Raw genomic sequence first — 21,531 nt, forward strand, 5'->3', positions numbered from 1 at the left:
CATAAAAAAAATGATGAACGAGGCACATGTACATTTAGTGGTTAACCATCTTCCCATGGTGGGGGTATTGTTCGGTTTTCTGGTATTGATCTCAGGTTATATCATTAAGAACCGACAAGTAAGGAATACGGCACTGGGTATTTTTGTTTTCAGTGCCCTAACATCCATTGCCGCCTTCTATACGGGAGAAGGGGCGGAAGAAGTTGTAGGGAATATTCCTGGGGTAAGTGAGACGCTTTTGCATGATCATGAAGAATATGCAGGGTTGTTTTTTACAACGATTTTGATTCTAGGAGGGGTATCTCTTGCCACTTTGTTTTTGGAGTACAGAAAGTCCGTATTCACTAAATATGCATTATCACTGGTTATCCTACTGGCGATAATCTCGATGATGATTTCCAAATATGTAGGAACCAGTGGTGGCGAGATTCGACATTCAGAAATAAGATATGATGCTGATGTGATTCAATTTGATAAGGACGATGACCGTGATGACAATTAAAAGCATTTCGAAGTATTGTTCTAGGATACTACAGGGAGACAAATGTAAAAACCTGCCTTTTCACGATTATACGCATACCCAGGAGGTAATCGACAATGTTTTTTTGATTTCAGATGCCATGGGAATGCAGCCAAGTGAGGTAAAGCTTATAGCTATAGCAGCTTGTTTTCATGATACGGGTTTTTCGGTAACCTATAGTGGTCACGAAGAAGTCAGCAAAAATATTGCAGCTAAGTATCTAGTGAAAACAAATTGTACCAGGGCCGAAATTGAAAGGGTATGCGCTTGTATAGAGGCCACAAAAATACCCCAAAATCCCCATGACATTTATGCGGAAGTACTTTGTGATGCCGATTTGTTCCACTTGGGTACATCGCATTTCTTTTTTAGGAACCTACTCTTACGTAAAGAATGGGAATTGTTTTGTGATACTGTCATGACCGATGAGGAATGGCAATTACTGAATATTAAGTTCTTGGAGGAGCACCGATTCAAAACAAGTTATGGCAAAACTATCTTGGAAAAAGGAAAACGGGAAAATTTGAATAAACTAAAAAAATTAATTCGAATAAAATGAAACCATTAATTCCAAAAAGATTCACATTGTTAAAGGGTTTTGTCTTTTTGTTTATCATCCTTTCGTTTATATTGAGGGTGATTTTCCTGATTTGGAACTTTTCCGAAACCGATCACGGTCTTATTGTTTTGTTTACCACGTTCATTACCGGCCTTTTTTTTGATATCGGTACCGTTTCATTTTTTGTCTTTATCGCTTCATTGTATTTTTTGCTAATGCCCAGACGCCTTATGGGTTCAATAGTCGATAGGGTTATTTGTTATACGGGGTTTACTATTGGCGTGTTGATCATCTTCTTTTCATTCTTCGCGGAAATCATTTTTTGGGACGAATTTCAAAGAAGGTTCAATTTTATTGCCGTAGACTATTTAGTGTATACCTACGAGGTGGTAAAGAATATAAACGAATCCTATCCCTTGCCGATTTTGATTGGAGGTATGGGTATTCTCGTATTGTTTACGGTTTTGCTTTTTAAAAAGTCACTGATCTTCAAGAAAACTTTTGAAAGTAAAGATCGATTTAAATTACGCTTGTTACCGAGTGTATTCGTATTGGGCGTCGCCTTGATTTTTACGTTGTTCGTCAATAATGAAAATGCGGAACTTTCAGAAAATCGTTTCAATAATGAACTTTCCAAGACTGGAATTTATTCCTTTTTTGCTGCCTTTAGGAATAATGAACTTAATTACAGGGAGTTCTATAAAACCGAAAATACGGAATCTGCCTTCCTAAAGGTGAAAAGAAATATTTCTACGTCCCAGGATAGCATTTTCACATCATCGAAAAGCATAAGAAGGTTCATAAAGAATGATCTTGAAGAAAGAAAACCCAATGTGATTTTTATCTGTATCGAGAGTTTAAGTGCTAAGTATTTAGGGACTTTTGGCAATCAAAAGCGTCTGACCCCTACGCTCGATTCCTTGGCCCAAGTCGGCATTTCCTTTGATAATCTATATGCAACGGGGACGCGAACAGTACGCGGTATGGAAGCCATCACCCTAGGTATACCCCCTACACCCGGCAGAAGTATTGTTAAAAGGGAGAAGAATCAAGATCTTTTTACCATCGGGGAGGTGTTTAAAATCAAGGGTTACAGCCGCACCTTTTTTTACGGTGGAGATGGTTATTTTGATAATATGGATCATTTTTTCAGTGGTAACGGATTCGATATCGTTGATCGGGGAAGGGGCTTCTTACCCTCTTGGGATATTGTAACCGATCGTAAAAATATTGGGGATGGGGAAGTAACCTTTGAAAATGCCTGGGGGGTTTGTGATGGGGATATTTACAGGAAGGTATTGAAAGAGGCAGATATCGCAACCGCTGGGGGAAAACCTTTTTTTGACTTTATCATGACTACTTCCAACCATAAGCCATATACATATCCTGATAATAAGATCGATATTCCTTCTGGATCTGGAAGAATCGGCGCAATTAAATATACGGACTTTGCGCTTCATGAATTTATTCAAGAAGCGAAGAAAAAAACCTGGTTCAAGAATACTGTATTTGTAATTATGGCCGATCATTGTGCCAGTAGTGCCGGGCGATGGGAACTTGATGTGGCCAATTACCATATCCCAGGAATGATAGTGAATCTGGAAGGGACGAATGCTGGGCATATCGATAAACTCTGCTCCCAAATCGATGTCTTCCCTACGTTGTTCGCCAAATTGGGATGGGATTATGAAAGTAATTTTTTCGGTAAAGACGTCTATAAGATGGAAAGGAAGGATGAACGGGCATTTATTGGCAATTACAGAAAATTAGGCCTTTTAAAAGAAAGCGGGCTCATGGTCTTAGGAGACAGGAAATCCGCTAAATTCTACCGGTGGGATGCCAAAGATAACAGTCTAAAGGCATTGCCCTTGGATGATGGTTTCTTAAAGGAAACCATTTCATATTTTCAAGTGGCAGATTACCTTTATAACCATAATGGGTTAAAATTAAAAATGGACTTATGAAAACGATCCATTTTATAGTAAACCCAATTGCCGGTAAAGGCAAGCCTCGTATTACAAAGCATTATTTATCGGCATTCTTTGAAAAGGATGATTTTACAATTGTTGTAAAACATTCCGACTATAAAGGACATGCGACACTTCTGGTACAACAGTCCATAAGTGAAAATGCAGAGATCATCGTTGCCTGTGGAGGTGATGGTACGATCAACGAAGTGGCATCCTGCTTGGTCAATTCCAGAATATTGCTGGGGATTATCCCTCTAGGTTCCGGTAATGGACTGGCCAGGAACCTTAAAATCCCGAAAGACTTGAAAAAAGCCATTCAACTCATCATAGACCAAAAAGTAACCCCAATTGATGTAGGAAGTATCAATGGGGAATATTTTTTCAGCAATATTGGTTTTGGATTTGCAGCCAATACGATATCCAATTTCGAAAGCACTTCGAAAAGAAGATTGATTACGTATCTGAGAGCCACTTTACAATCGGTCAGGTCATTTAAAAATGATACGGAATACACCATTGAAATTAATGGGAAAGCAGCCATCTTAAACCCTTTTTTGGTTTTCGTATCGAACACCAATATCATGGGGTACAATTTCTCGATGACAAGAAAGGCAATTTTAAATGACGGGTTACTTGATATTGTAATAATTGATCGATTGAATAAATCCAAAATCCTTTATCTCGCATTTTTATTCCTACTCAGATGCGAGCATAAGATTAAGGAATATTCTTATCAAAAGGTCGAAAATGTTACAATGAAAATAGAGAATAAGGACACGGAACTCATTTTTGAGAAGGATGGTGAATTGCGAAGAACAAACCCTGTAGTATTTCACCTGGAGGTTTTAAAAGAAAGTCTGAACGTAATAGCTGCATTGGATTGAGCAGAATGATACCGAACGGAAAATGGTTAGGGTGGCATGGTCACTATATGTTCCCAGTACATTTTGTTTCCGGTCAATGGGTGATTCAATATTCGAACATTCCCCCTAAGAAAAAGAAATAAGTTCATCAAACCATTTTATTCCCTGTATCTTTTTATAGCAAAACAAACTAAACGGAAAGTATAGGGTCTAATAACCAAAGGAAGCCGTACAAAAATGAAACCCGAAAAAGGAGAAACCGACCTCATAAAAAAATTAAAGAATCCAAAGCAAAAAAATAAAGCCTTCGAGGATTTGCTTGATGCATATCAAGAACGACTCTATTGGCATATCCGGAAAATTGTCCTGACTCACGATAATGCCAATGATGTACTTCAAAACACCTTCGTTAGAGTTTATAATGGCATTGGGAATTTCAAAGGGAACAGTACACTACACACTTGGATGTTTCGGATTGCATTCAATGAATCCATCCGGTTTTTGGAAAAGAACAAAATAAAACCGGCTTTTAACCAAAATGGGGACAATAACGATTACCTCAATAATTTAACCCAGGATGCCTATTTTGATGGAGAAGAGGTACAGTTAAAACTTCATGCTATTATTTCCCGTCTATCGGAAAAACAACAACGGGTATTCCAAATGAAATATTTTGATGATTTGAGCTTTCATGAAATATCAGAAATATTGGATGTAAGCGAGAACACCTTAAAATCGTCCTATTACAGTGCTGTAAAAACAATCGAAAAGGAAATTGTTTGCGATACGATACAAACTAATTGAAAATAAAAAGGTCTAATATATACCATGGCAAAGAAGAATAAAAAAAGTAAGAACCCAATTGGGCAATACCGAAAAGGCTTTTTAAATGATGATATCGATAAAAAAGGACTTGCCCAAGAGCATAAAGAGTATCTAGGGATGGATATTCCCGATAACTATTTCTCAATATCCAAAAACGATATTTTAAAAAGTATACCAATGGAAAAAGAACAAAAAAGAACCGTGTTTGGGCTAAGACCAATGATAGCCTATCCGATCGCAGCTTCAATTGTTTTACTAATAGGTTTTATGATTTGGCTGCAAAATGACCCATCAACCATTGAACCACAAACTGTAAATGTTGAGCAAATGAATTCAATGGATTTATATTCCGATGATTTCTTGGTTTCCTCACTTCTTATAGATGATGCGGATATGGATGGTTTTATGGATGATTATATCCTTAACGAAATAATCGTTGAAGCAGAACTATCAGAACAACAGCTGGAAAATATATTCATCAATTCTCTTTTTGTGGAAGATTCGATGATAAATGGATACATCGATAAAAGCCTGATTGAAAATGTCGTTTTATAATATTCAAAACAAACTTTATTGAACTTATTGGTTCTAACGATAAAAAGCACCTAACAATATAAAATTATAATCATGAAAACAACAGTAAAAACATTAATCGCACTTTTTGGTTTCGCAATGCTTTTAACTTCAGGGAGTTTTCTATTTGCACAGGAAACCGATTTTGGTCCGATCATGGAGCAGTTATCTACACAACAGCAGGAAATGCTAAGAACACAACGTCAATTAATGTTACAAAATCGCGAACAACTTAGAGCAACCTTGACAGATCAACAGTTGGCCATTTTGCAAGATCAAACCCAAACTAGGGAACAAATAAGATTACGTTTAATGGAATCTTTTTCCGATGAGCAAAACCAATTATGTGAAAATCAAGAAAATCAATTACGGGAAGTAAGAAATCAATTCAGACAATCCTTAACCGAGGAGCAACGTCAAATGTTACGGGAACGTGTACAACAAAACAGACAATCCAGCGGTCAAGGTGAAATAAGAAACCAGAAGGGCTTTGGCGGTGATGGCGAACGGGTAAGAAATGGACAAGGTACTGGCAGTGGAAACGGGAACGGAAGTGGAGGAGGAAATTAAATTCGGCTAAAAGATGAAACTTCATCGTTCCAAATCCGCCAAAGGATTACTAGCAATTTGGTTGCTGCTGTTTACAGTGGCAACCTCTGATTCATTATATGCACAAGAACCGGAAGAAGATGAAATCGATTTACTTTTGGATGATCTATTCTTTAACGAACAACAATTCATAGATGACATTTTAAACTCATTCAACACCTATAATTTCATTTACGCAAACACATCGTTTTATAATAATACGTTTTTCTCAGGGCGAGATTCCGGCATCGACCAATTCAGTATCGTTCCGCAATTATCCTATTATGATTCTTCGGGATTCAATGTGAGTGTTTCCGGGATTTTTTATGAAACCTTTAAGCCTAATTGGGATTATACCACGGTGTCTGTTGGCTATTTTAACACCTTGGGTAAAGAAAAACAGGTTACCTATAATGCTGGATATACCCGATTTTTTTATTCAGATGGTTGGGACACTTTTACAAACTCGTTAAGTTTAAGTCTGGGATTACGAACCCAAAAACGAACTTTAGGTACAAAACTGGGTATTTCCTATTTGTTTGGGTCTGATGGATCTTTACAGATTACATCACAGACGTATGCCCATATTACGATTGCGAGACAAAAAAAGTCAGTGTTGAAATTCAATCCCAAACTTAACTTCCTGATCGCACAACAAACGATCGCATTAGAGCAATTGAACACCCAAGACACAGATCAATCTACCGAAATCATCTTTAATGATATATTCGATTTACTAAATACACAAATAAACCTACCCTTAACACTGTCTACCAAGTCATGGGATTTTGAAGTAGGATATAATATTAATATTCCCTCTCCTGTAGAATCTGAAACTAAATTGAAAACAACCGGTTTTTTTAACCTTTCCGTCGGTTATTTGATTGATTTGGATAGGTAGGGCAATTGATCCGGTTTCTATGAAACAAGGTATATGAACCATGACAAGTCCTGTGTTAATACTATTGGGTCACCGCCTAGGGGTATTACCGGTCGAAGAGTATTAAGCCCCTAAACTTTCCATTCTAAAGGCCTATCGATAATTTTAGTGGTTGCCGATCCAGGCTCCCGTTCAGAAATTCCCGATCTTTCGAAAACCTATAATGAGTTCGGCAATTCCCTAAAATAAAAAACCCACCGAGAGGTGGGTTTAGTTTTTTGTGACCTGGCTGGGGCTCGAACCTCATGTGCTCATCCCAGTCAGAGTGGGGTATTTGCTAATGTTCACGTTTCATGTTGACGATTTGTGAACTTTTATGATGTAAATTATGTCAAAGTAACTTTCGTTGTGCAAATATAATATTTCGAAATCTTAATTTTAAATAGAGACCATTTTTAATTAATTGAAGTTATGTACTAAAACCCACTCAGCACATTTCCCTACATTCCGCAAAACGCTACATTCCGGGAAAAGAGCTTCCCTACAAAGGTCTTGGACACAATCCCCAATTTCGACTTTCCTTTCCGTTAAACCTTCCCGATGCTCTGGGAAGGAACACTTCATTCCCGAGCCGAAATCGTGAATAGCGTCCGCCAAATCGGAATTCCATTATTCATTTGTTACCGCTTCCTATGCTTTAATACTTCACGTAAGCCTTTAGACCCACTTCCGCACCCTCACTGCCCAACCTTTTTTTGACAGCAAAACAACAACATTCATTTTTGGACGGCGGCATAAACCGCTCTCGTTGCACTTCACTTTTTATACGCCTTACCAAACCTGAATATTGAACCACACCAAGCAACAAAAAAAGGTAACAGCGAGGGCGCTATGGGAAGTAAATCTAAAATGAATCTTATGAAATCGTACAAAAACATCAAAAAGGAAGCGGAACCAAAGAAAACAAAAAAGGAAAACGCTCAAGATATAATAAGTAAATCACTTCAAAAAAATAGAAACGCAAACTGTCTGAATGGTTCAGATAGTATTTTAATCAATTTTTAAATATTTTATCATGAGTACTTTAAAAAATCACGTACAGTTAATTGGAAACGTTGGACAAGAACCAACCATTACAAATCTTGAAAGCGGTAAGAAAGTCGCCCGTTTTTCATTGGCAACAAACGAGTATTACAAAGATGCCAAAGGCGAAAAAACACAGACTACAGATTGGCACACCGTCGTAGCCTGGGGCAAGACTGCTGAAATTATTGAAAAATATGTAGTCAAGGGAAAAGAAGTAGGAGTAACAGGCAAACTTAGAACCCGGACCTATACTACCGATGACGGTAACCAACGCTATGTAACCGAAGTAGAGGCTAGTGAAATTCTTTTACTAGGAACAAAGAACGGTAATAGTTCGACCGAGTAACTCTAAAAATAAAGAGGGCGCTCCACGAGAAAGTTTCGCCCTCTTTTACATTATTAATCTCTAAGAAAATAACAATGAAAGCACAAGTTAAAGAAATACTAGAAGGCTTACAACATTTCCACGGATCAGAAACGATTTTTCAGATACCCCTCACTAGAACGCGATACACCAACGGAATTAAATATTTGGCTTCGGTCGCGGACTGTTATTGGCTGATTACAGATGCTTCGGTAATCGCCAAAAATTTGATGGATAAAAGCTATTTTATTACCATTGATTTTAAACGGCTTTCCATGGAAGAACAGGATGCCATGGGTCATGAAGCAGTCATTATCTATAGTGACGGAAACGACAATGTATTGGAAAAACACAAATACGATTTTACCGATTTTCCCCTGGATGAATTGCGTTTGTTTTTCGTGGATAACACCTTAATGCTTCCCAATGAATATTAATTTGGATATACCGTTTCGTCTCAACTTCAATAATTTGGATGGAGAGACCCAAGAAAAACTCATGCAACAATCTAGACATGAAGTAGAACAAAAATGTGGTGCGGATATTAAAGTCTATGCGAGGGAAAATCATCTGGACTACGAAACTCTGTTGGAAGAGGAAGCTATTAAAAATCTGTATAACCATAAGTTCAAGTTTACAGTTTAGCATTAATATATACTCATTAAGAACCTTTGAATTTTCAAGCGTTTTTTTATTCCCTTTTTTCAAAAAATCAGTATCTTTAATATCTTGAAATCCAGTACGGATTTTAACAGTATGCCTGTCCAATATTTTGACTTTCGCTGACAGGCTTACCCATCTAGTTTGATTTAATAGGAATTTGTTGTTCCCAAAAAAGTAATTGGCCGACTACCAATGTGCAGAAGTTTTCAGTTCGCTGACGCGAACGAAAAGGAATAGCAAGAGGGCAACACGCTATCGCGACGTTGCGTGGATATATTGGAATTAAAATATTGTAAATCAATACTTTAAGTCAATATAAAAAACCGTATGTCAATGGGTTTTGCAGCAAACAGCTCCGAATCCCCCATAAACAGGTATTTTTTTGCAGCAAATACATGGAAGAGTACTCAAAATATAATTTTTCGGCCATCAATGTCAAAAAGGACATCGCTTCAAGATTTAGGGATTTTTCAAAACAGATTTCTAAATCCAATACAGAGGCATTGGAGGCCATGCTGAACTTTTTTGACTGGAACGATCTTTCCCCGCATGACAATTTGGGAGTCAGGAACGATGGTACAAAGAAACGGATCAACGCCCTAATAGCGATTGTCAAGAATATTGAAAAGAACGGTATAAACCCGACCAAGGCGATGATGCAATTGCTGTTCGAACAGGTCCCACCCAAAGATGAAGAGCCCGATCTCATAGAAATCGGCCCCCAAGAAACCGTATCGGATATGCATTTTCAAGATGCGATGGAAGCGATCGAACTACGAAAGGAAAGGAACAACCTCAAAAACGAATTGGAGGAAACCCGGAAAAAGTTCGGGGCATTTATTTTTGAAAGAGTAAAAGAAACCCGGACGGGTTTTGGGAAATCCAGATTGTATCTGGATATGAACCTGGAGGAATTCAGGGAACTGCAATCAAAATATAAAAATCAATAATATGTACATCAGTATTACCCGACAGCATATTGACCATACATTTTCACAAAGTTCAGCGGATTTCGTTACGTATTTGGAAAAGGAAAATGAGGGAAGAACACCAGAGTTACAAGAACACTTTTTTGACCAAAACAATGACTTCGTCACTCCAGAAAAAGTGATCAAGGAAATCGATGGCAATACGGCCAAACTGAAAAGGAAGGAACCGAAATTCTATGCGATCACCATCAGTCCCAGTCAAAAGGAACTGAAAGCCATCAACAATGACCGGGAATTATTGAAAAAATATGTACGGGAAGTGATGAAGGATTATTCAGCTGCCTTTTATCGGAATCAGCCCGTACCTGTGAACAGTCTCAAGTATTATGCGAAAATTGAGTATGAACGGACCTATAAAGGCTTTGATAGGGAAGTTAAGGAGAACCGGGTATATAAAGCACAAATAGCTAAACTGGAGCATGATATCCGGAAAACACGACGGGGTGAGATGGTAGGTAATGTGCAAAACCTTCAACGGCAGGTTGACAAACTTAAAAAAGGAATTCCACATCGCCTCAATGGCAAGGCCATCGAACAGGGAATGAAAAAGCCTGGGCTACAGACCCACATCCATATTATCATGAGCCGTAAGGACGTGACCAATAGATATAGCCTTTCCCCCGGAAGTAAGTATATGGAATCGGAATCCCTCTTAAATGGGAAAAAGGTCAAGCGAGGGTTTAATCGGGACCAATTTTTCGAGAACGCTGAAAAGACCTTTGACAGACTCTTTACTTACAATCGGAACTTTGTGGAAACCTATACCGCACGAAAGACCTATATCAAAAATCCACATGCCTACTTTGCCCGTTTATTGAAACTTCCCATTAACGAGCGAAGTGCGGCATTCCAACTATTGGGGAAGACCGGAGTAACCGTTCCCATGCTGAACATTCCCAAAGGCAAGGTCGATTTGGCCCTTAAGACCATCAAACAGTTTAAAAAAGCCTTGAAGGTGGCCAAGAATGCATCTTCTATCGGAATCTAAATTGATCGAGAACACCAGCTATGGATACCAATACAATGGCAATACTTTTTATAGGATATCCCATGGTCTTGATTGTCTTTTTGGGTAGCTATCGGTGGACCGGTTTCGGCTTTGGTATCAACTCCTTCTTTGTCCTTTCCCTAGGGGTAGGGAGCTATTTTATTTGGGATGGACACCTACTGCAGATTTCATTGTATGGGCTCCTGCCTTTACAGGTCATTAATACCCTATTTTATATGATGCAGACTTTTGGGCAGGAGCTATCCACAACGGTTAAAAAGTACCATGTAAGATTGTCGACCCGGGGCAGGGCACTGCCTATGCGAAATATTCGTCGTGGTGTTTCCATCATTGGCTCAGCGGGCAGTGGCAAAACGGAATCGGTTGTTTACCCTCTGTTGAAACACTTTTACAAAAACAGATTCTGTGGGGTGATCTATGACTACAAGCATTTTGAGATTACGGAAATGGCTTACCCCCTGTTTGAAAAAGGCGAAGTATCGTTTCATATTATCTCGTTCGACGACATCTATGCCAAGGTAAACCCCATAGCACCACGGTATATGGAGGACGAGGAAAGCGTGAACGAAGTCTCCAGGGTGCTCTTGGAAAACCTGTTGGAACAAAGGGAGTCCATTGCCATGGGCTCCTCCAAATTCTTCAACGATGCCGTTGAGGGGCTGTTGGGCGGGATGATATGGAAATTGAAGACCGACCATTCCGAACTTTGCACACTGCCCCATCTCATTGCCATCTACCAATATTTAGGGACCAAGAACCTGATTGCTTGGTTAAGCTCGAACCTGACGGCAAAAGCGATGGCCGACGCCTTTATCTCTGGAAAGGATTCGGAACGCCAGACCGCCGGGGTGATGGGTACCTTGGCCAACGCCTTTAAAAAAATAAGTACCCGGCGTATCTTTATGGTGCTTTCGGCAGATGAAATACTTTTGGATATCAACAATCCCAATCATCCTTCCGTGGTATCCGTCGTGAACAATCCCAAATACGAAACAGCTTATTCTCCGGTGATAGCCACCATCTTACATACAATTACGAAGCAAATGAGTGTCCGAAACAGAAAATCGTCATTCGTGCTCATGGAAGAAGCACCTACGATCCGTTTACTGAATATGCATCGAATCCCGGCCACTTTGAGGAGTTATGATATTGCCACGGTATATGTGCTACAGGATAAGATTCAAAATGATATGACCTATGGGGACAAGGCCAGTCGGGCCATACTGAGCAACCTTTCCTATCAATTTTTCGGAAAGGCCAACGACCCTGATACGGCCAAATACTATGAACGCTTTTTTGAGATCATCAAAAAGCCAACCATAAGTATCAGTAAGAGCAGCAATTGGAATTTTGATTCCAGGATTACCAAAGGGGAGAGGGAGGTGAGTAAAATCCGTTCGGATGTGTTTTTTAGGTTGAAACAAGGGGAATTCGTAGCCTTTGCGGACGGAAGAGAACGAAAAGTAAGATTTCCGATCCCACATATCAAAAGGGCCCTGCCCGAACCAAAATATACCTATAACGATGCCGAGATTCAGGCCAATTTTGAACGCATCCATTTGGAGGCCCGGCAGCTGTTCCGGTCGAAGTCATAGGGTGGTAAAATGTTGATAAATAACAAATTACGAATAAAAGTTGTTTTTAAGTGATTACGGGATTTCGTATCTTTAAGGGTTGGTCCAAAATCAAAAAACTATGTTTTACAACAATACCAGCTGCGACATATACATGGGGACCGGTGCCGGGAAAAAATTGATGGAGGACATCGGGATGGCCCGAAAATCGGTCAAGATCGTTTCCCCTTTTCTTTCCCCAGGTCTTATGGGGAAACTTATGGATCTTCACTTCAAGGGTATCGCTGTTCAAGTGATCACCACCGATAGCCTTGGGGGTCATTATAGCGGTCGAACAAATATGGTGCCCGGACTTATCGATCAAGAAGTGCACGTTGATGGGCATGCAAGAAGGAGCAAGAACAGGGGGATGATTAGGGCTAGGATATTCAAGGGTCTTGGTATTGGTTCGGGAATTGCATTTCTTATCTTGAACTTCTGGCTAATGGATATTCGATTGCTTTGGTTGTTGCCCTTGGTTATTCTCTTTTACCTTATCGGCCATCAGTACAGTAGCAAAGCCGCCAAGAAAAAGGTCTATTCCTATTCCTATAGCCCCTTGTTCCCTTTCAAAGTGGTGCGTACCAAAGATGACAATGGTTTTGGGGCTACCTATCTGCACAGTAAGATCGACATCATTGATGATAGGATAGCGTACTTGGGGTCGTTGAATTTCACCTATAGGGGAACCAGGCATAATTATGAGACCAGGGTGAGAATCAATGACATCCCATCAGTACATAAAATTGCGGAGGAATTCGATTTTCTGATGCACGAAGCCAAAATGCCAACGGTTTCCCAACAAGAATGGGGCAGACACCAGTATCTTGAATCTTTTCTTAAAGGGAAATAATGTTAAAACTGAATAAGGGAACAATTGATTTCTTAATTTTGGAAAATATCCTAAAAAATGGATAAAATCCAAATTTATATGAAAAACGTGGTTTACATAAATACGGACCGCTATGTTATAAAACATCTCCTTCAGGAAATCGGGGCGCATAGATTACGGGTGGAATGCGAAAATGCAAAGTTGCCCTATCCAAAAAGGATGCGGCTTTTTTATTTGGAGTGTAATGACGATTGCACTTTCCTAAAATATAAGTACCAACAAGGGGATAGGGCGGTCATGAAATTGGACCAATATGAATTACCGGAAACAGGTTGGACAAGGGTCTCCCTGAAATAGATCTATGATTAAGGACGCTGTCGGTATTAACTATTTATAACCCAGACCCATGGTTCTTCCTCCATTTTTTTCCTTGAGTTCAATCCAAAGTTTCTCGGAATCCCCCAAGGTGAATTTAGGAACCGCTAGGATCAGGGAGGTATTTTCCCTTGACTTGACCACCTTGGGAAAATTATGCCGATAGAGTACAGTGAGAGGCAGCTTTTGATAGGAGGCTTTTTTACGAAGGTTCCCATTGACCTTGAAGATTTTTACGTAATCCACTTCAAGATCGATTTTGGACCTATTCTTTATGTCAATGATCGCATATACCTCGGAACGGTTATAGACAAGGTCTTTTAAATGCAATGCCAATCCTTTTTTTCTTTTTCTTTTTAGGCTGTTCCGGTTGCTTTTGAGCTGGTAGGAACTGAAGTTCCTATAGTATTTCACCTGGTTATCAATAGCAAGGGTCTTGGCGGTTTTTTCCGTTGGCGTATCTCCAGGTTTGATAATGGGGCCTTGTATCATAGCTGTGGTCTTGGTTGCTATGTTATAGATCCTGTCCTTGGGTCTAACAAAATAGCTCAAGGTATCCAGTATACCCTCGTGGGCCAATAGGTAGGAATAAACACCTCCGTTTTGGGTGATGACCAATAGATTGCTTTCAGTACCTGATGTTCCTTGTAGTAGCCCATAATTTTGGGGTATTTCCCTGTTGTAACTGAAAACGAAATTTTTGGAACCTACGACCGCTTGTCGGATGGCATTGGGAAAGAATAGGGATACCACCTGGTGCTCATTGGTATAAATGGTCTTTAGCCCTTGGGCAACCCCAATGTGGCTTGTTATTAGTGCCAATAGAATGATTGTTCTTCTCATAAGGTGGGTTTTAGGAAAAGTTGATACTGATTGTGGATCGTGACCTTGACATTGCGATTATTCCGGCGGAAGACCTGTTTGATTCCCCCGATCTGGGGAACCCCGGGAATATTCACGTCCTGGACGATATCATCTATAACTTCCCGGTTGACCTCGCCCCGAATACTGTTTCGAACATAAATGCCCTCATTCCCGTCCAAGAGGTCGAAGGCCTTTAGATCCACCGCTAGATTATGGATATTGGTGATATTTATAAAGACCCGATTGGCCTTAAAGCTTACAAAGCCATAAAGCAAGGAATTTCGGGGAACCAATAGGTTGTTGATTTGGGCATCGACGGCCAAACGCAATTCCAAACGCTCGGCTTCCTTTACCGTTTGTTCACCATGGACCTCTACGAGGATAAAGGCATCGGTCTTGATGGGTTTTTTGTCCAAAGCGGTTGGTTTGTTTTCTGGGGCAGCGGAAAAGAAGGCCTTATGCAGTGTAGCAAAATCAGGGATATCGGTCATATTATTTTTGGAATGGACTTTTTTTCTTGGGGGCGTTTTAGGTGTACCTGCCGTATTGGCATACGTACCATTGTCATAATCGATCTTACCGTTCCGGTAAATACTGTCCACAATGCGTTGGCGTTCCTTTTCTTTTTGCATGGGGTCGTACAAGCCTGTGGAATCCAATAAGGCTTCATCATAGATACTGGGGGAATTCGATGCCCGCTTTTCCTTGATCGCATTGACTGCTTCCAATTTTGAACTGTATTCTGCTTGCTCTTCCTTTAGCTCGGGTACCCCTGGATCTTTTATTGGTTCTTCCGAAGTATCGGTTTTCCCCAGGACCAGGGTCGCATATAGCAAGATAAAGGCGAGTACTAAACTGATGATGCTGATAAAGATGATCTTATTTTTGTCCATTTGTAGTGTTGTATTATTCTTGATTATTGATTTTTCGTAACGAATTTTCGAAAAAGTGGGTAATGAGCAGGCCATGTGGATTATTTGGGAAGTTCCGGTCCACTTTTATAAGGTTCCCAGAGGTCATCAGTTGGTAACGATCGATTACCGAACCCCGGTTGATCTCAAAGATGATCGTGGAACGGAATCCCATGGTGGTACCGGATAAGGTCAGCTCCGTATCAAGGGTTTTTATTTTCTGAACCAGGGAATACTGTAACAACCGGTTATAGACCCCATCGGCCTTTTTTTGACGGTATACGTTATCCACGGAACTATTGCCAAGCCATAGCGCCTTTTCCAAGTTACGCAGGTAGTTGGACGCATCGATGCCGTAGAAATACCTATGGAACATATCCAGATGGGAGAGGGCCTCCACCTCCATATTTTCCCTTTCAGAGACCAGTTTCAACGGGATTACGGATCCATCTGTATTTACGGCAAAGGCACTATTGAGCATTCGATCATTAAAACGGAAGACGGTAGATAGGGCAAATCCACTGGTCAATAAACATACTATGACGACAGATAGTACTATGAACCTATTGATATCCAATACGTCGTAAATATTTTTATAAGGGGTTTTTGTTTTTTTCATGTAAAAGGGTTTAAGGGGTGAATAATCGAAAAGTGAAACTTGTTGCCCGCTTGTAGAGTTTAAACTTTATCAGGATGATAAAACCTATTCCGGCCAGTTCAATAATCGGGGCAAACAACTCACTGCCGAAATCCGTTCCGAAAAGACTGGGCCAGAAATTTTCCGTGATCTCCCGATGGAGTTCATTGACGAAAACATTCACCAAAAAGAAAGCGGGTACGATCATATAGACCGCAGCATACAACTTAAAAAAGCGATATCCGATTTCTCTGAATTTTTCAAAAACCGCCATGCTTAGGACCAATGGGAAGAAGGCTTGCATCACCCCCAAAAGGAAATAGCGTTCGGCTAGGAAAAGGGGGTAGATAAATAGATCGAGAACCCATAAAAAGAGGCCAAGCCCCCAAGCAACGGTTCGAATGCCCAGAAAAGGGGTGGCCAACCATTCATAGAGCAATCCCATGGCCTTGGCCGTGACATCGAACAATCCCAGATCTTCCTCCACTTCGATTTCCTGGAGGCCCAAAGGGAGTAGGGTAGGCGCCGTACCGCGATATTGCCCCTCGATGGCCACCAAAATAGCATCAAAGGCATCCAATACTTCCGTGGAGAAAATTACGACCAGAACCACGGCAAAATTCTTAATCAGATCGGTGGGGGTCAGTCCCCAGGTCAATCCATGTTGGGTCGCCCCTCCCTCGTAATACTTTTTGAGGATGTTCAACATAAAGAACAATACAGCCAAGACCTTCATACCACCGATGACATAGGAAGCAAAATCACTATCCTTGATGGTCTGAAAGACGGCATCCACATATTCCAAGCCGATCGATAAGAACATAAATGCGAGGTTTTAGTAGTTGGTTTCCCTATGGTCGATCCTATCCTGCATTTCCCTAAAGGAAATGATCAGCTGATACCGCTTGTTCTTTAAGGTAATATCCGCCACCATTTTTTTGGATTCATCCCTATGGGATTCCAATATGGCCAAACGTTCCGCGTCGGTCATTTTCAAAAAATCGTTGGACAGTACCTGTTGCATGAATTCCAGATTGTTCAACGCCCCATCGATGATGGAATTGAAGGCATTCGAGATAGCATCAATCTCATGGGGATGTATGTAGGGGGAATTCAGGATTTCCCTTAAATCGTTCCTGACCATAGTGACCAGAGCTTCGTTATTGGCGTTGATTTCCTTTACGGCCTCATATTGTTGGACGGCATTGTTCACCTTTTCAATAGCTTCCTTTGCATCCTGGAGAAACTGTACGGTCTTGATCATTTCCGCGGTTTGCTTGGCGGATTCAAAGAGTTGTTTTACCAAGGAGATGAAATTGGAGTTATCATAGACGGGCAATCCTTGGGCAGAGCTATTGGCACACATTGATATTAATAGGACGACGGATACAATGAAGGTTCTTGTTTTTAGTCTATTCATGAGGTGTTGTTTTATGGAAGTGGTTATGGTTTATTAAAGGTTAGATCTACAAATTCCCTAATGGCCTTCTCCATACAATTATGGGTGTTATAAAGTCGCATGATGTGGTCGTTCTCCAAGCCATCGGTCAAATAGGCGGCATAGACTTCCGGAGGTACCTCAAGGCGGAAGATGTTACTCTCCTTACCGATTTTGATAAAGATCTCAGTGTACTTGCGTTCGCCTTTCAAATCGTTTTTGATGGATTTTAATTGGTTCAGGTCATGCTGCGATAGATGGAGTCTCTTGACCAATTCCTCATACCCTTTTTCATTCCGAAGGCTATAGATGACCTGGGTGTTCTCAAGAATGCTCGCCGAAACGGAATTACTGGGCAATTGATTGATGGATTGAAGGATGATTCCAATGGCACCGTTCTGTTTTCGGATAGCCTGGTAATAGAATTCGACACTTTCCAATACGTTCTCGAATTTGAGTTGTTTGGCAAACTCGTCGAAAAGGATAATGCCCTTCTCGGAACGGTTGTGCCAGATGGTCCGTTGTATGGCCGACTTGATGAGCTTGAGCATTACGGACAGTACTTCTTTATTGTCCTTGACTTCATCCAATTCAAAAACAATCAATCCTTTGTCCTCGAGTTTGTACGATTGATCCTTGCGAACCTCGAACAAGAAACTATATAGGCCATCCCCGACATACTCGGACATGATGTGAAGAAAGTTCTTGATGTTGAAATAGGAATCATCGATGCCAAGCGTATCCAACAATACTTCGTTAGTATCCTTTATAAAATTGTAGAATCCATCTAAAGAATGGCCACTGTTACCATTGGTTTTATAATAGTGGACCAGGATTTTTTTTAGGGCGACCTCTTGCGCCTTAGAGACCTTAAACCCTGAGGCGAAGAGTTCCAAAAGGAAGACGGATAGGTCTTCCAACCGTTCAGGCCCCAAATCATGTGGGTTCGTGATATAAAAAGGATTGATCCCAAGGTTTTTGCCCTGTTCGTAGCGAAGTACGATATGATCATCGGGATAGAGTTTGGCGAACTTGGTGTAGCTACCTCCGAGATCGATGATCACCAAGCGGACACCACTTTCAAAATATTGGCGGAGTATATTGTTCGCAAGAAATGACTTGCCTTCCCCAGTAGGGGCAAAGATGGCGAAGTTTCGGGCCTTGATACGTTTCTTTTTTTCATCCCATACATCCTTTATGATGGGTATGTTATGTTGGCGATCGTTGAAGATGACCCCCCTCTCATCGGATTTGTAGTTTGAATTATTGATAAGCAAACAGAGTGCATGTTTTAAATCAGTCACGTAAAGATCCCCATCGGAAAAATTGGAGGAAAAGCAACAATAACTGTTCAGTAAATAGTTTTTTCGTTCTTCCCCCTTTGGATAATAGGGCACCATGTCCAATTCTTTGAATTCCGTCTTCAGTCGAGAGGCTATTTGTGCCAGGTCGGTTTTGCGGTCGCTCCAAAAAACCACGTTCAAATGACCGCGTATGATTCGTGCGTTATCATCTAGGTTGATTTGGTCTAGGATATTACTGATCTTACGGAACACCACCTTATTCTGGGTGCCGAAATTGGAACTTTTACCCAATTCCTCCAAACGTTTTTCAAGCAGCTTCCGCCATTTATGCCTATCGTCCAAATAGATGATCTGGTTCACGATATGGTTTTCCTTGAAGTTGAGCCCAATACCATCTATAAAGCCCTGATGAAACACAAAATCATCGGAGGTAAAGGCATCATTGGTCTTACTGCTTTGGACGTTTTCACCGAAACAGCCTTCGTTGTTGATGGCCAAGACATCAAAATAGTGGTTTCCGATTTGGGCATGGTCCTTATCCAATACGATATCCGTATCGAAGCCCTTATGGAATCCGTTAAAGAAAGCATCGGTCAAGGATAGGATTTCGTCTGCCGTAAGCGGGTCCAATTCCAGTTTTTGGCTATTGTTCAGAAATCGGACAGTATCAGAAACGGAAGCTTTAAAACTGTTCAACTCTGTGGTCATCGCTTCGGGAATAGCCTCCGTAACCCTATTGAAAGGGTTCATATATTTGGCATTGTTCAAGACCTTGTTTTTAGGCCATACGAAGAAAAGATAAGACTTATGGACAATATGTTCCTTTCCCTTGAAATAGCAATAAGTGGCTTTCTCAAGAAAAGTGCTATTGGGCAGTTCCGTTCCTGTATAGTCAAGTTTTCTATAGATGTCCTGTTTATGGATGACCGTACCCGTTGGAAGCGATTTCAGGGCCTGAAACCAACTGCCGTGAAGATCCTCAAAATCTTTTTCGGATAGGGAGTGGATTTCGGGTAGGGCCACCTGGTACCCTAAGATCAAATTGCCGTTGTTGGCAAAGATCACATTCCCTTGGATATCCACTATGGGATATTGCTGTGTCAAATTAATCCTCATAGCTGATAGGGGTGGTTTTCTTATTGGAAATGGCAGAAGGGAATACTTTGGCAAAGTGCAAGAGATATGGTTGATGCGTCAGCTTCAACAAAATGACGTAGAGGGAAGTATTCACCACTATGGCTCCCATCAACAAGATTAGGCTGAAGGAAAAAATGACCACTAAAAGGGAGCCGATTAAGGCCGACATCTGTAATGCGAACAAAGAAACGGGAAGCCCGAACAACAAGGCCCGCTTGCGGATGTTTCGATAAACCTGATAGTTTTTCATTATACGACCAGGGTGATTAGGTAGGTGAAGATACCCACTACAGCTCCTGCGATAAGGACAAAAACTAACACACGGGTTATACCCTTCTTCAAGTCGGCATTTTCACCGAAAAAGTGGCCTGCATTGAAGAGGAAGCCAATAAGGAAAATGACCCCAAGGACGATAGGGAAAATGGTCCTTATGGTATCCGAAATGTCATTGACGGAATCTTCGATGCCTCCGATCTGGGCAAAAAGGGAAGTGGATAATAAGGTGAATGCTAAGACAAGATAATTTGATTTTTTCATAGATGTACGGTTTAAGGATTTACTGATTTTCAATGTTTTAAAATTATCATATATTTAAATTAAAATACTGAAAATCAGTATTTTGTGAATAAAATATTATTTGAATCCCATTGTTTTTATTTCATGGCAAAAGCCATTGGATTCTATTGGAAATTCATGTTTGTATGTTGATAACTGAAAATCTTAGGGGAGTAACAACAATCAAAAACGTCAGTTTGATCATCTTGTTCCTGAAAATGTGTTTCATTTTTGGACAAGGGGAGTTCCGGAAAAAAATCATTGTGATCGATCCCGGTCATGGGGGAAAGGATCCTGGTGCCATTGGGGTAAACCATTTTCAGGAAAAGGATGTTGTCTTGGATGTCGCCAAGGAGATCGTTCGGCTGAATCAAGTCCTTTTTATGGATAAGTTTGAGATTTATCTAACGCGATATACGGATACCATGATTGCCTTGGGTGATAGGGCGAAATTGGCAAAAACACTGCAAGCTGATATTTTTGTGTCCCTCCATTGTAATCACGCTGACAATCCTAAAGCTAAAGGGGTAGAGGTATATGTTTCAAAGAGGGAGGGTATATATCAAGAAGATTCAATTTGGTTAGGATACCTATTTGAGAAAAGCATAACGGACAAACTCGGTTTCAAGAGTAGGGGAGTGAAGTTCGCGAATTTTCAGGTGTTGAGACAAACGGTCGAATTTTGTCCTTCAGTTTTGCTTGAACTGGGATTTTTAAGCAATTTCACTGAATCCAACTTTTTTATGGATCCTTCAAATGTGTTGACTTTGGGTTTGTTGTTACTGAATAATCCCATTTTAGGGTCAAACTAAAAACATAATGAAAGACTTACTAGAGGTTGTTCTTAAATAGATTGGACAAATATTTAAGGCTGTTGTCCATAAAAGTTGTAATAATAATTAGATTGGGAATTGAAACTATAATCAAGGAAGGACCCAAAAAAACCACATTGATTGTGTGGCTTTGTTTGAGGGGG

The 21,531-nt window shown here is 40.5% G+C and carries 24 protein-coding genes; 16 read left to right on the plus strand and 8 right to left on the minus strand.

What is annotated here, in order from left to right; genetic code table 11:
* The first annotated feature begins 10 nt into the window (after positions 1–10).
* From PHU20_RS09560 to PHU20_RS09630, 15 genes are all read left to right on the plus strand, one after another.
* Entirely contained in the window at positions 11–502 is a 492-nt protein-coding gene (locus PHU20_RS09560; protein ID WP_274825130.1) for a hypothetical protein, read from the plus strand.
* Positions 492–1,079: an HD domain-containing protein gene (locus tag PHU20_RS09565; protein ID WP_274825183.1), complete on the plus strand. Its 588-nt coding sequence runs from the start codon at positions 492–494 to the stop codon at positions 1,077–1,079. The genes PHU20_RS09560 and PHU20_RS09565 overlap by 11 nt, the downstream gene beginning before the upstream one ends.
* Positions 1,076–3,043, plus strand: coding sequence for an LTA synthase family protein (locus PHU20_RS09570; RefSeq protein ID WP_274825131.1), 1,968 nt, complete (start codon positions 1,076–1,078; stop codon positions 3,041–3,043). The genes PHU20_RS09565 and PHU20_RS09570 overlap by 4 nt, the downstream gene beginning before the upstream one ends.
* Positions 3,040–3,933, plus strand: coding sequence for a diacylglycerol/lipid kinase family protein (locus tag PHU20_RS09575; protein ID WP_274825132.1), 894 nt, complete (start codon positions 3,040–3,042; stop codon positions 3,931–3,933). Before PHU20_RS09570 ends, PHU20_RS09575 begins: the two co-directional genes overlap by 4 nt.
* 216 nt (positions 3,934–4,149) lie before the next feature.
* On the plus strand, positions 4,150–4,716 hold the full coding sequence (locus PHU20_RS09580) for an RNA polymerase sigma factor (RefSeq protein ID WP_274825133.1): 567 nt from the start codon (positions 4,150–4,152) through the stop codon (positions 4,714–4,716).
* 24 nt (positions 4,717–4,740) lie between these two features.
* Positions 4,741–5,292 (plus strand): hypothetical protein, encoded by a 552-nt coding sequence (locus tag PHU20_RS09585; protein WP_274825134.1) that lies wholly within the window; start codon positions 4,741–4,743, stop codon positions 5,290–5,292.
* 72 nt (positions 5,293–5,364) lie between these two features.
* Positions 5,365–5,880 carry a hypothetical protein gene (locus PHU20_RS09590; RefSeq protein WP_274825135.1) on the plus strand — a complete coding sequence of 172 codons (516 nt, stop codon included), beginning with the start codon at positions 5,365–5,367 and terminating at the stop codon, positions 5,878–5,880.
* A gap of 13 nt (positions 5,881–5,893) precedes the next feature.
* Positions 5,894–6,799, plus strand: coding sequence for a hypothetical protein (locus PHU20_RS09595; RefSeq protein ID WP_274825136.1), 906 nt, complete (start codon positions 5,894–5,896; stop codon positions 6,797–6,799).
* Between the two features lie 1,054 nt (positions 6,800–7,853).
* Entirely contained in the window at positions 7,854–8,210 is a 357-nt protein-coding gene (locus tag PHU20_RS09600; protein WP_274825137.1) for a single-stranded DNA-binding protein, read from the plus strand.
* A gap of 74 nt (positions 8,211–8,284) precedes the next feature.
* Positions 8,285–8,665 (plus strand): DUF6876 family protein, encoded by a 381-nt coding sequence (locus PHU20_RS09605; protein ID WP_274825138.1) that lies wholly within the window; start codon positions 8,285–8,287, stop codon positions 8,663–8,665.
* Positions 8,666–9,286: 621 nt separating this feature from the next.
* Complete coding sequence (locus tag PHU20_RS09610) at positions 9,287–9,841, plus strand: BfmA/BtgA family mobilization protein (RefSeq protein ID WP_274825139.1); 555 nt, start codon at positions 9,287–9,289, stop codon at positions 9,839–9,841.
* A gap of 1 nt (position 9,842) precedes the next feature.
* Positions 9,843–10,868 carry a MobB family relaxase gene (mobB, locus tag PHU20_RS09615; protein ID WP_274825140.1) on the plus strand — a complete coding sequence of 342 codons (1,026 nt, stop codon included), beginning with the start codon at positions 9,843–9,845 and terminating at the stop codon, positions 10,866–10,868.
* Positions 10,869–10,888: 20 nt separating this feature from the next.
* Positions 10,889–12,484: a type IV secretory system conjugative DNA transfer family protein gene (locus PHU20_RS09620; RefSeq protein WP_274825141.1), complete on the plus strand. Its 1,596-nt coding sequence runs from the start codon at positions 10,889–10,891 to the stop codon at positions 12,482–12,484.
* Positions 12,485–12,584: 100 nt separating this feature from the next.
* Entirely contained in the window at positions 12,585–13,355 is a 771-nt protein-coding gene (locus PHU20_RS09625; protein ID WP_274825142.1) for a phospholipase D-like domain-containing protein, read from the plus strand.
* Between the two features lie 78 nt (positions 13,356–13,433).
* A complete protein-coding gene (locus PHU20_RS09630; RefSeq protein WP_274825143.1) occupies positions 13,434–13,691 on the plus strand; it encodes a hypothetical protein in 258 nt (85 codons plus the stop codon).
* A 30-nt stretch (positions 13,692–13,721) separates the two neighbouring features.
* Here PHU20_RS09630 and PHU20_RS09635 read toward each other — a convergent pair whose 3' ends face one another.
* Genes PHU20_RS09635 through PHU20_RS09670 form a run of 8 tightly spaced genes read right to left on the minus strand, consistent with a single transcriptional unit; the run spans position 13,722 to position 20,537 of the window.
* Positions 13,722–14,552, minus strand: coding sequence for a DUF4138 domain-containing protein (locus tag PHU20_RS09635; protein WP_274825144.1), 831 nt, complete (start codon positions 14,550–14,552; stop codon positions 13,722–13,724).
* Positions 14,549–15,466, minus strand: coding sequence for a conjugative transposon protein TraM (gene traM, locus PHU20_RS09640; protein WP_274825145.1), 918 nt, complete (start codon positions 15,464–15,466; stop codon positions 14,549–14,551). The genes PHU20_RS09635 and traM overlap by 4 nt, the downstream gene beginning before the upstream one ends.
* Before the next feature lie 13 nt (positions 15,467–15,479).
* Entirely contained in the window at positions 15,480–16,103 is a 624-nt protein-coding gene (locus tag PHU20_RS09645) for a conjugal transfer protein TraK (protein WP_274825146.1), read from the minus strand.
* A 10-nt stretch (positions 16,104–16,113) separates the two neighbouring features.
* Entirely contained in the window at positions 16,114–16,944 is an 831-nt protein-coding gene (locus PHU20_RS09650) for a hypothetical protein (protein WP_274825147.1), read from the minus strand.
* Between the two features lie 12 nt (positions 16,945–16,956).
* Positions 16,957–17,541: a conjugal transfer protein gene (locus tag PHU20_RS09655; protein ID WP_274825148.1), complete on the minus strand. Its 585-nt coding sequence runs from the start codon at positions 17,539–17,541 to the stop codon at positions 16,957–16,959.
* A gap of 23 nt (positions 17,542–17,564) precedes the next feature.
* Positions 17,565–19,979 carry a TraG family conjugative transposon ATPase gene (locus tag PHU20_RS09660; RefSeq protein ID WP_274825149.1) on the minus strand — a complete coding sequence of 805 codons (2,415 nt, stop codon included), beginning with the start codon at positions 19,977–19,979 and terminating at the stop codon, positions 17,565–17,567.
* The gene (locus tag PHU20_RS09665) at positions 19,969–20,250 is read right to left on the minus strand and encodes a hypothetical protein (RefSeq protein ID WP_274825150.1); all 282 of its coding nucleotides are present in this window, start codon (positions 20,248–20,250) and stop codon (positions 19,969–19,971) included. The genes PHU20_RS09660 and PHU20_RS09665 overlap by 11 nt, the downstream gene beginning before the upstream one ends.
* A complete protein-coding gene (locus PHU20_RS09670) occupies positions 20,250–20,537 on the minus strand; it encodes a hypothetical protein (RefSeq protein WP_274825151.1) in 288 nt (95 codons plus the stop codon). The genes PHU20_RS09665 and PHU20_RS09670 overlap by 1 nt, the downstream gene beginning before the upstream one ends.
* A gap of 164 nt (positions 20,538–20,701) precedes the next feature.
* Between PHU20_RS09670 and PHU20_RS09675 the strand changes: the two genes are divergently transcribed.
* Entirely contained in the window at positions 20,702–21,367 is a 666-nt protein-coding gene (locus PHU20_RS09675) for an N-acetylmuramoyl-L-alanine amidase family protein (protein WP_274825152.1), read from the plus strand.
* The last annotated feature ends 164 nt before the right edge of the window (positions 21,368–21,531 follow it).

The organism is Maribacter polysaccharolyticus, from assembly GCF_028882255.1.
GTDB lineage: Bacteria > Bacteroidota > Bacteroidia > Flavobacteriales > Flavobacteriaceae > Maribacter_A > Maribacter_A polysaccharolyticus.

Coding starts and splice junctions, on each gene's coding strand:
- PHU20_RS09605 (WP_274825138.1), top strand. CDS start 8,285: ATGAAAGCACAAGTTAAAGAAATACTAGAAGGCTTACAACATTTCCAC.
- PHU20_RS09595 (WP_274825136.1), top strand. CDS start 5,894: ATGAAACTTCATCGTTCCAAATCCGCCAAAGGATTACTAGCAATTTGG.
- PHU20_RS09620 (WP_274825141.1), top strand. CDS start 10,889: ATGGATACCAATACAATGGCAATACTTTTTATAGGATATCCCATGGTC.
- PHU20_RS09670 (WP_274825151.1), bottom strand. CDS start 20,537: ATGAAAAAATCAAATTATCTTGTCTTAGCATTCACCTTATTATCCACT.
- PHU20_RS09585 (WP_274825134.1), top strand. CDS start 4,741: ATGGCAAAGAAGAATAAAAAAAGTAAGAACCCAATTGGGCAATACCGA.
- PHU20_RS09645 (WP_274825146.1), bottom strand. CDS start 16,103: ATGAAAAAAACAAAAACCCCTTATAAAAATATTTACGACGTATTGGAT.
- PHU20_RS09665 (WP_274825150.1), bottom strand. CDS start 20,250: ATGAAAAACTATCAGGTTTATCGAAACATCCGCAAGCGGGCCTTGTTG.
- PHU20_RS09570 (WP_274825131.1), top strand. CDS start 1,076: ATGAAACCATTAATTCCAAAAAGATTCACATTGTTAAAGGGTTTTGTC.
- PHU20_RS09635 (WP_274825144.1), bottom strand. CDS start 14,552: ATGAGAAGAACAATCATTCTATTGGCACTAATAACAAGCCACATTGGG.
- PHU20_RS09560 (WP_274825130.1), top strand. CDS start 11: ATGATGAACGAGGCACATGTACATTTAGTGGTTAACCATCTTCCCATG.
- PHU20_RS09565 (WP_274825183.1), top strand. CDS start 492: ATGACAATTAAAAGCATTTCGAAGTATTGTTCTAGGATACTACAGGGA.
- PHU20_RS09630 (WP_274825143.1), top strand. CDS start 13,434: ATGAAAAACGTGGTTTACATAAATACGGACCGCTATGTTATAAAACAT.
- traM (WP_274825145.1), bottom strand. CDS start 15,466: ATGGACAAAAATAAGATCATCTTTATCAGCATCATCAGTTTAGTACTC.
- PHU20_RS09575 (WP_274825132.1), top strand. CDS start 3,040: ATGAAAACGATCCATTTTATAGTAAACCCAATTGCCGGTAAAGGCAAG.
- PHU20_RS09590 (WP_274825135.1), top strand. CDS start 5,365: ATGAAAACAACAGTAAAAACATTAATCGCACTTTTTGGTTTCGCAATG.
- PHU20_RS09625 (WP_274825142.1), top strand. CDS start 12,585: ATGTTTTACAACAATACCAGCTGCGACATATACATGGGGACCGGTGCC.
- mobB (WP_274825140.1), top strand. CDS start 9,843: ATGTACATCAGTATTACCCGACAGCATATTGACCATACATTTTCACAA.
- PHU20_RS09655 (WP_274825148.1), bottom strand. CDS start 17,541: ATGAATAGACTAAAAACAAGAACCTTCATTGTATCCGTCGTCCTATTA.
- PHU20_RS09600 (WP_274825137.1), top strand. CDS start 7,854: ATGAGTACTTTAAAAAATCACGTACAGTTAATTGGAAACGTTGGACAA.
- PHU20_RS09650 (WP_274825147.1), bottom strand. CDS start 16,944: ATGTTCTTATCGATCGGCTTGGAATATGTGGATGCCGTCTTTCAGACC.
- PHU20_RS09675 (WP_274825152.1), top strand. CDS start 20,702: ATGTTGATAACTGAAAATCTTAGGGGAGTAACAACAATCAAAAACGTC.
- PHU20_RS09660 (WP_274825149.1), bottom strand. CDS start 19,979: ATGAGGATTAATTTGACACAGCAATATCCCATAGTGGATATCCAAGGG.
- PHU20_RS09580 (WP_274825133.1), top strand. CDS start 4,150: ATGAAACCCGAAAAAGGAGAAACCGACCTCATAAAAAAATTAAAGAAT.
- PHU20_RS09610 (WP_274825139.1), top strand. CDS start 9,287: ATGGAAGAGTACTCAAAATATAATTTTTCGGCCATCAATGTCAAAAAG.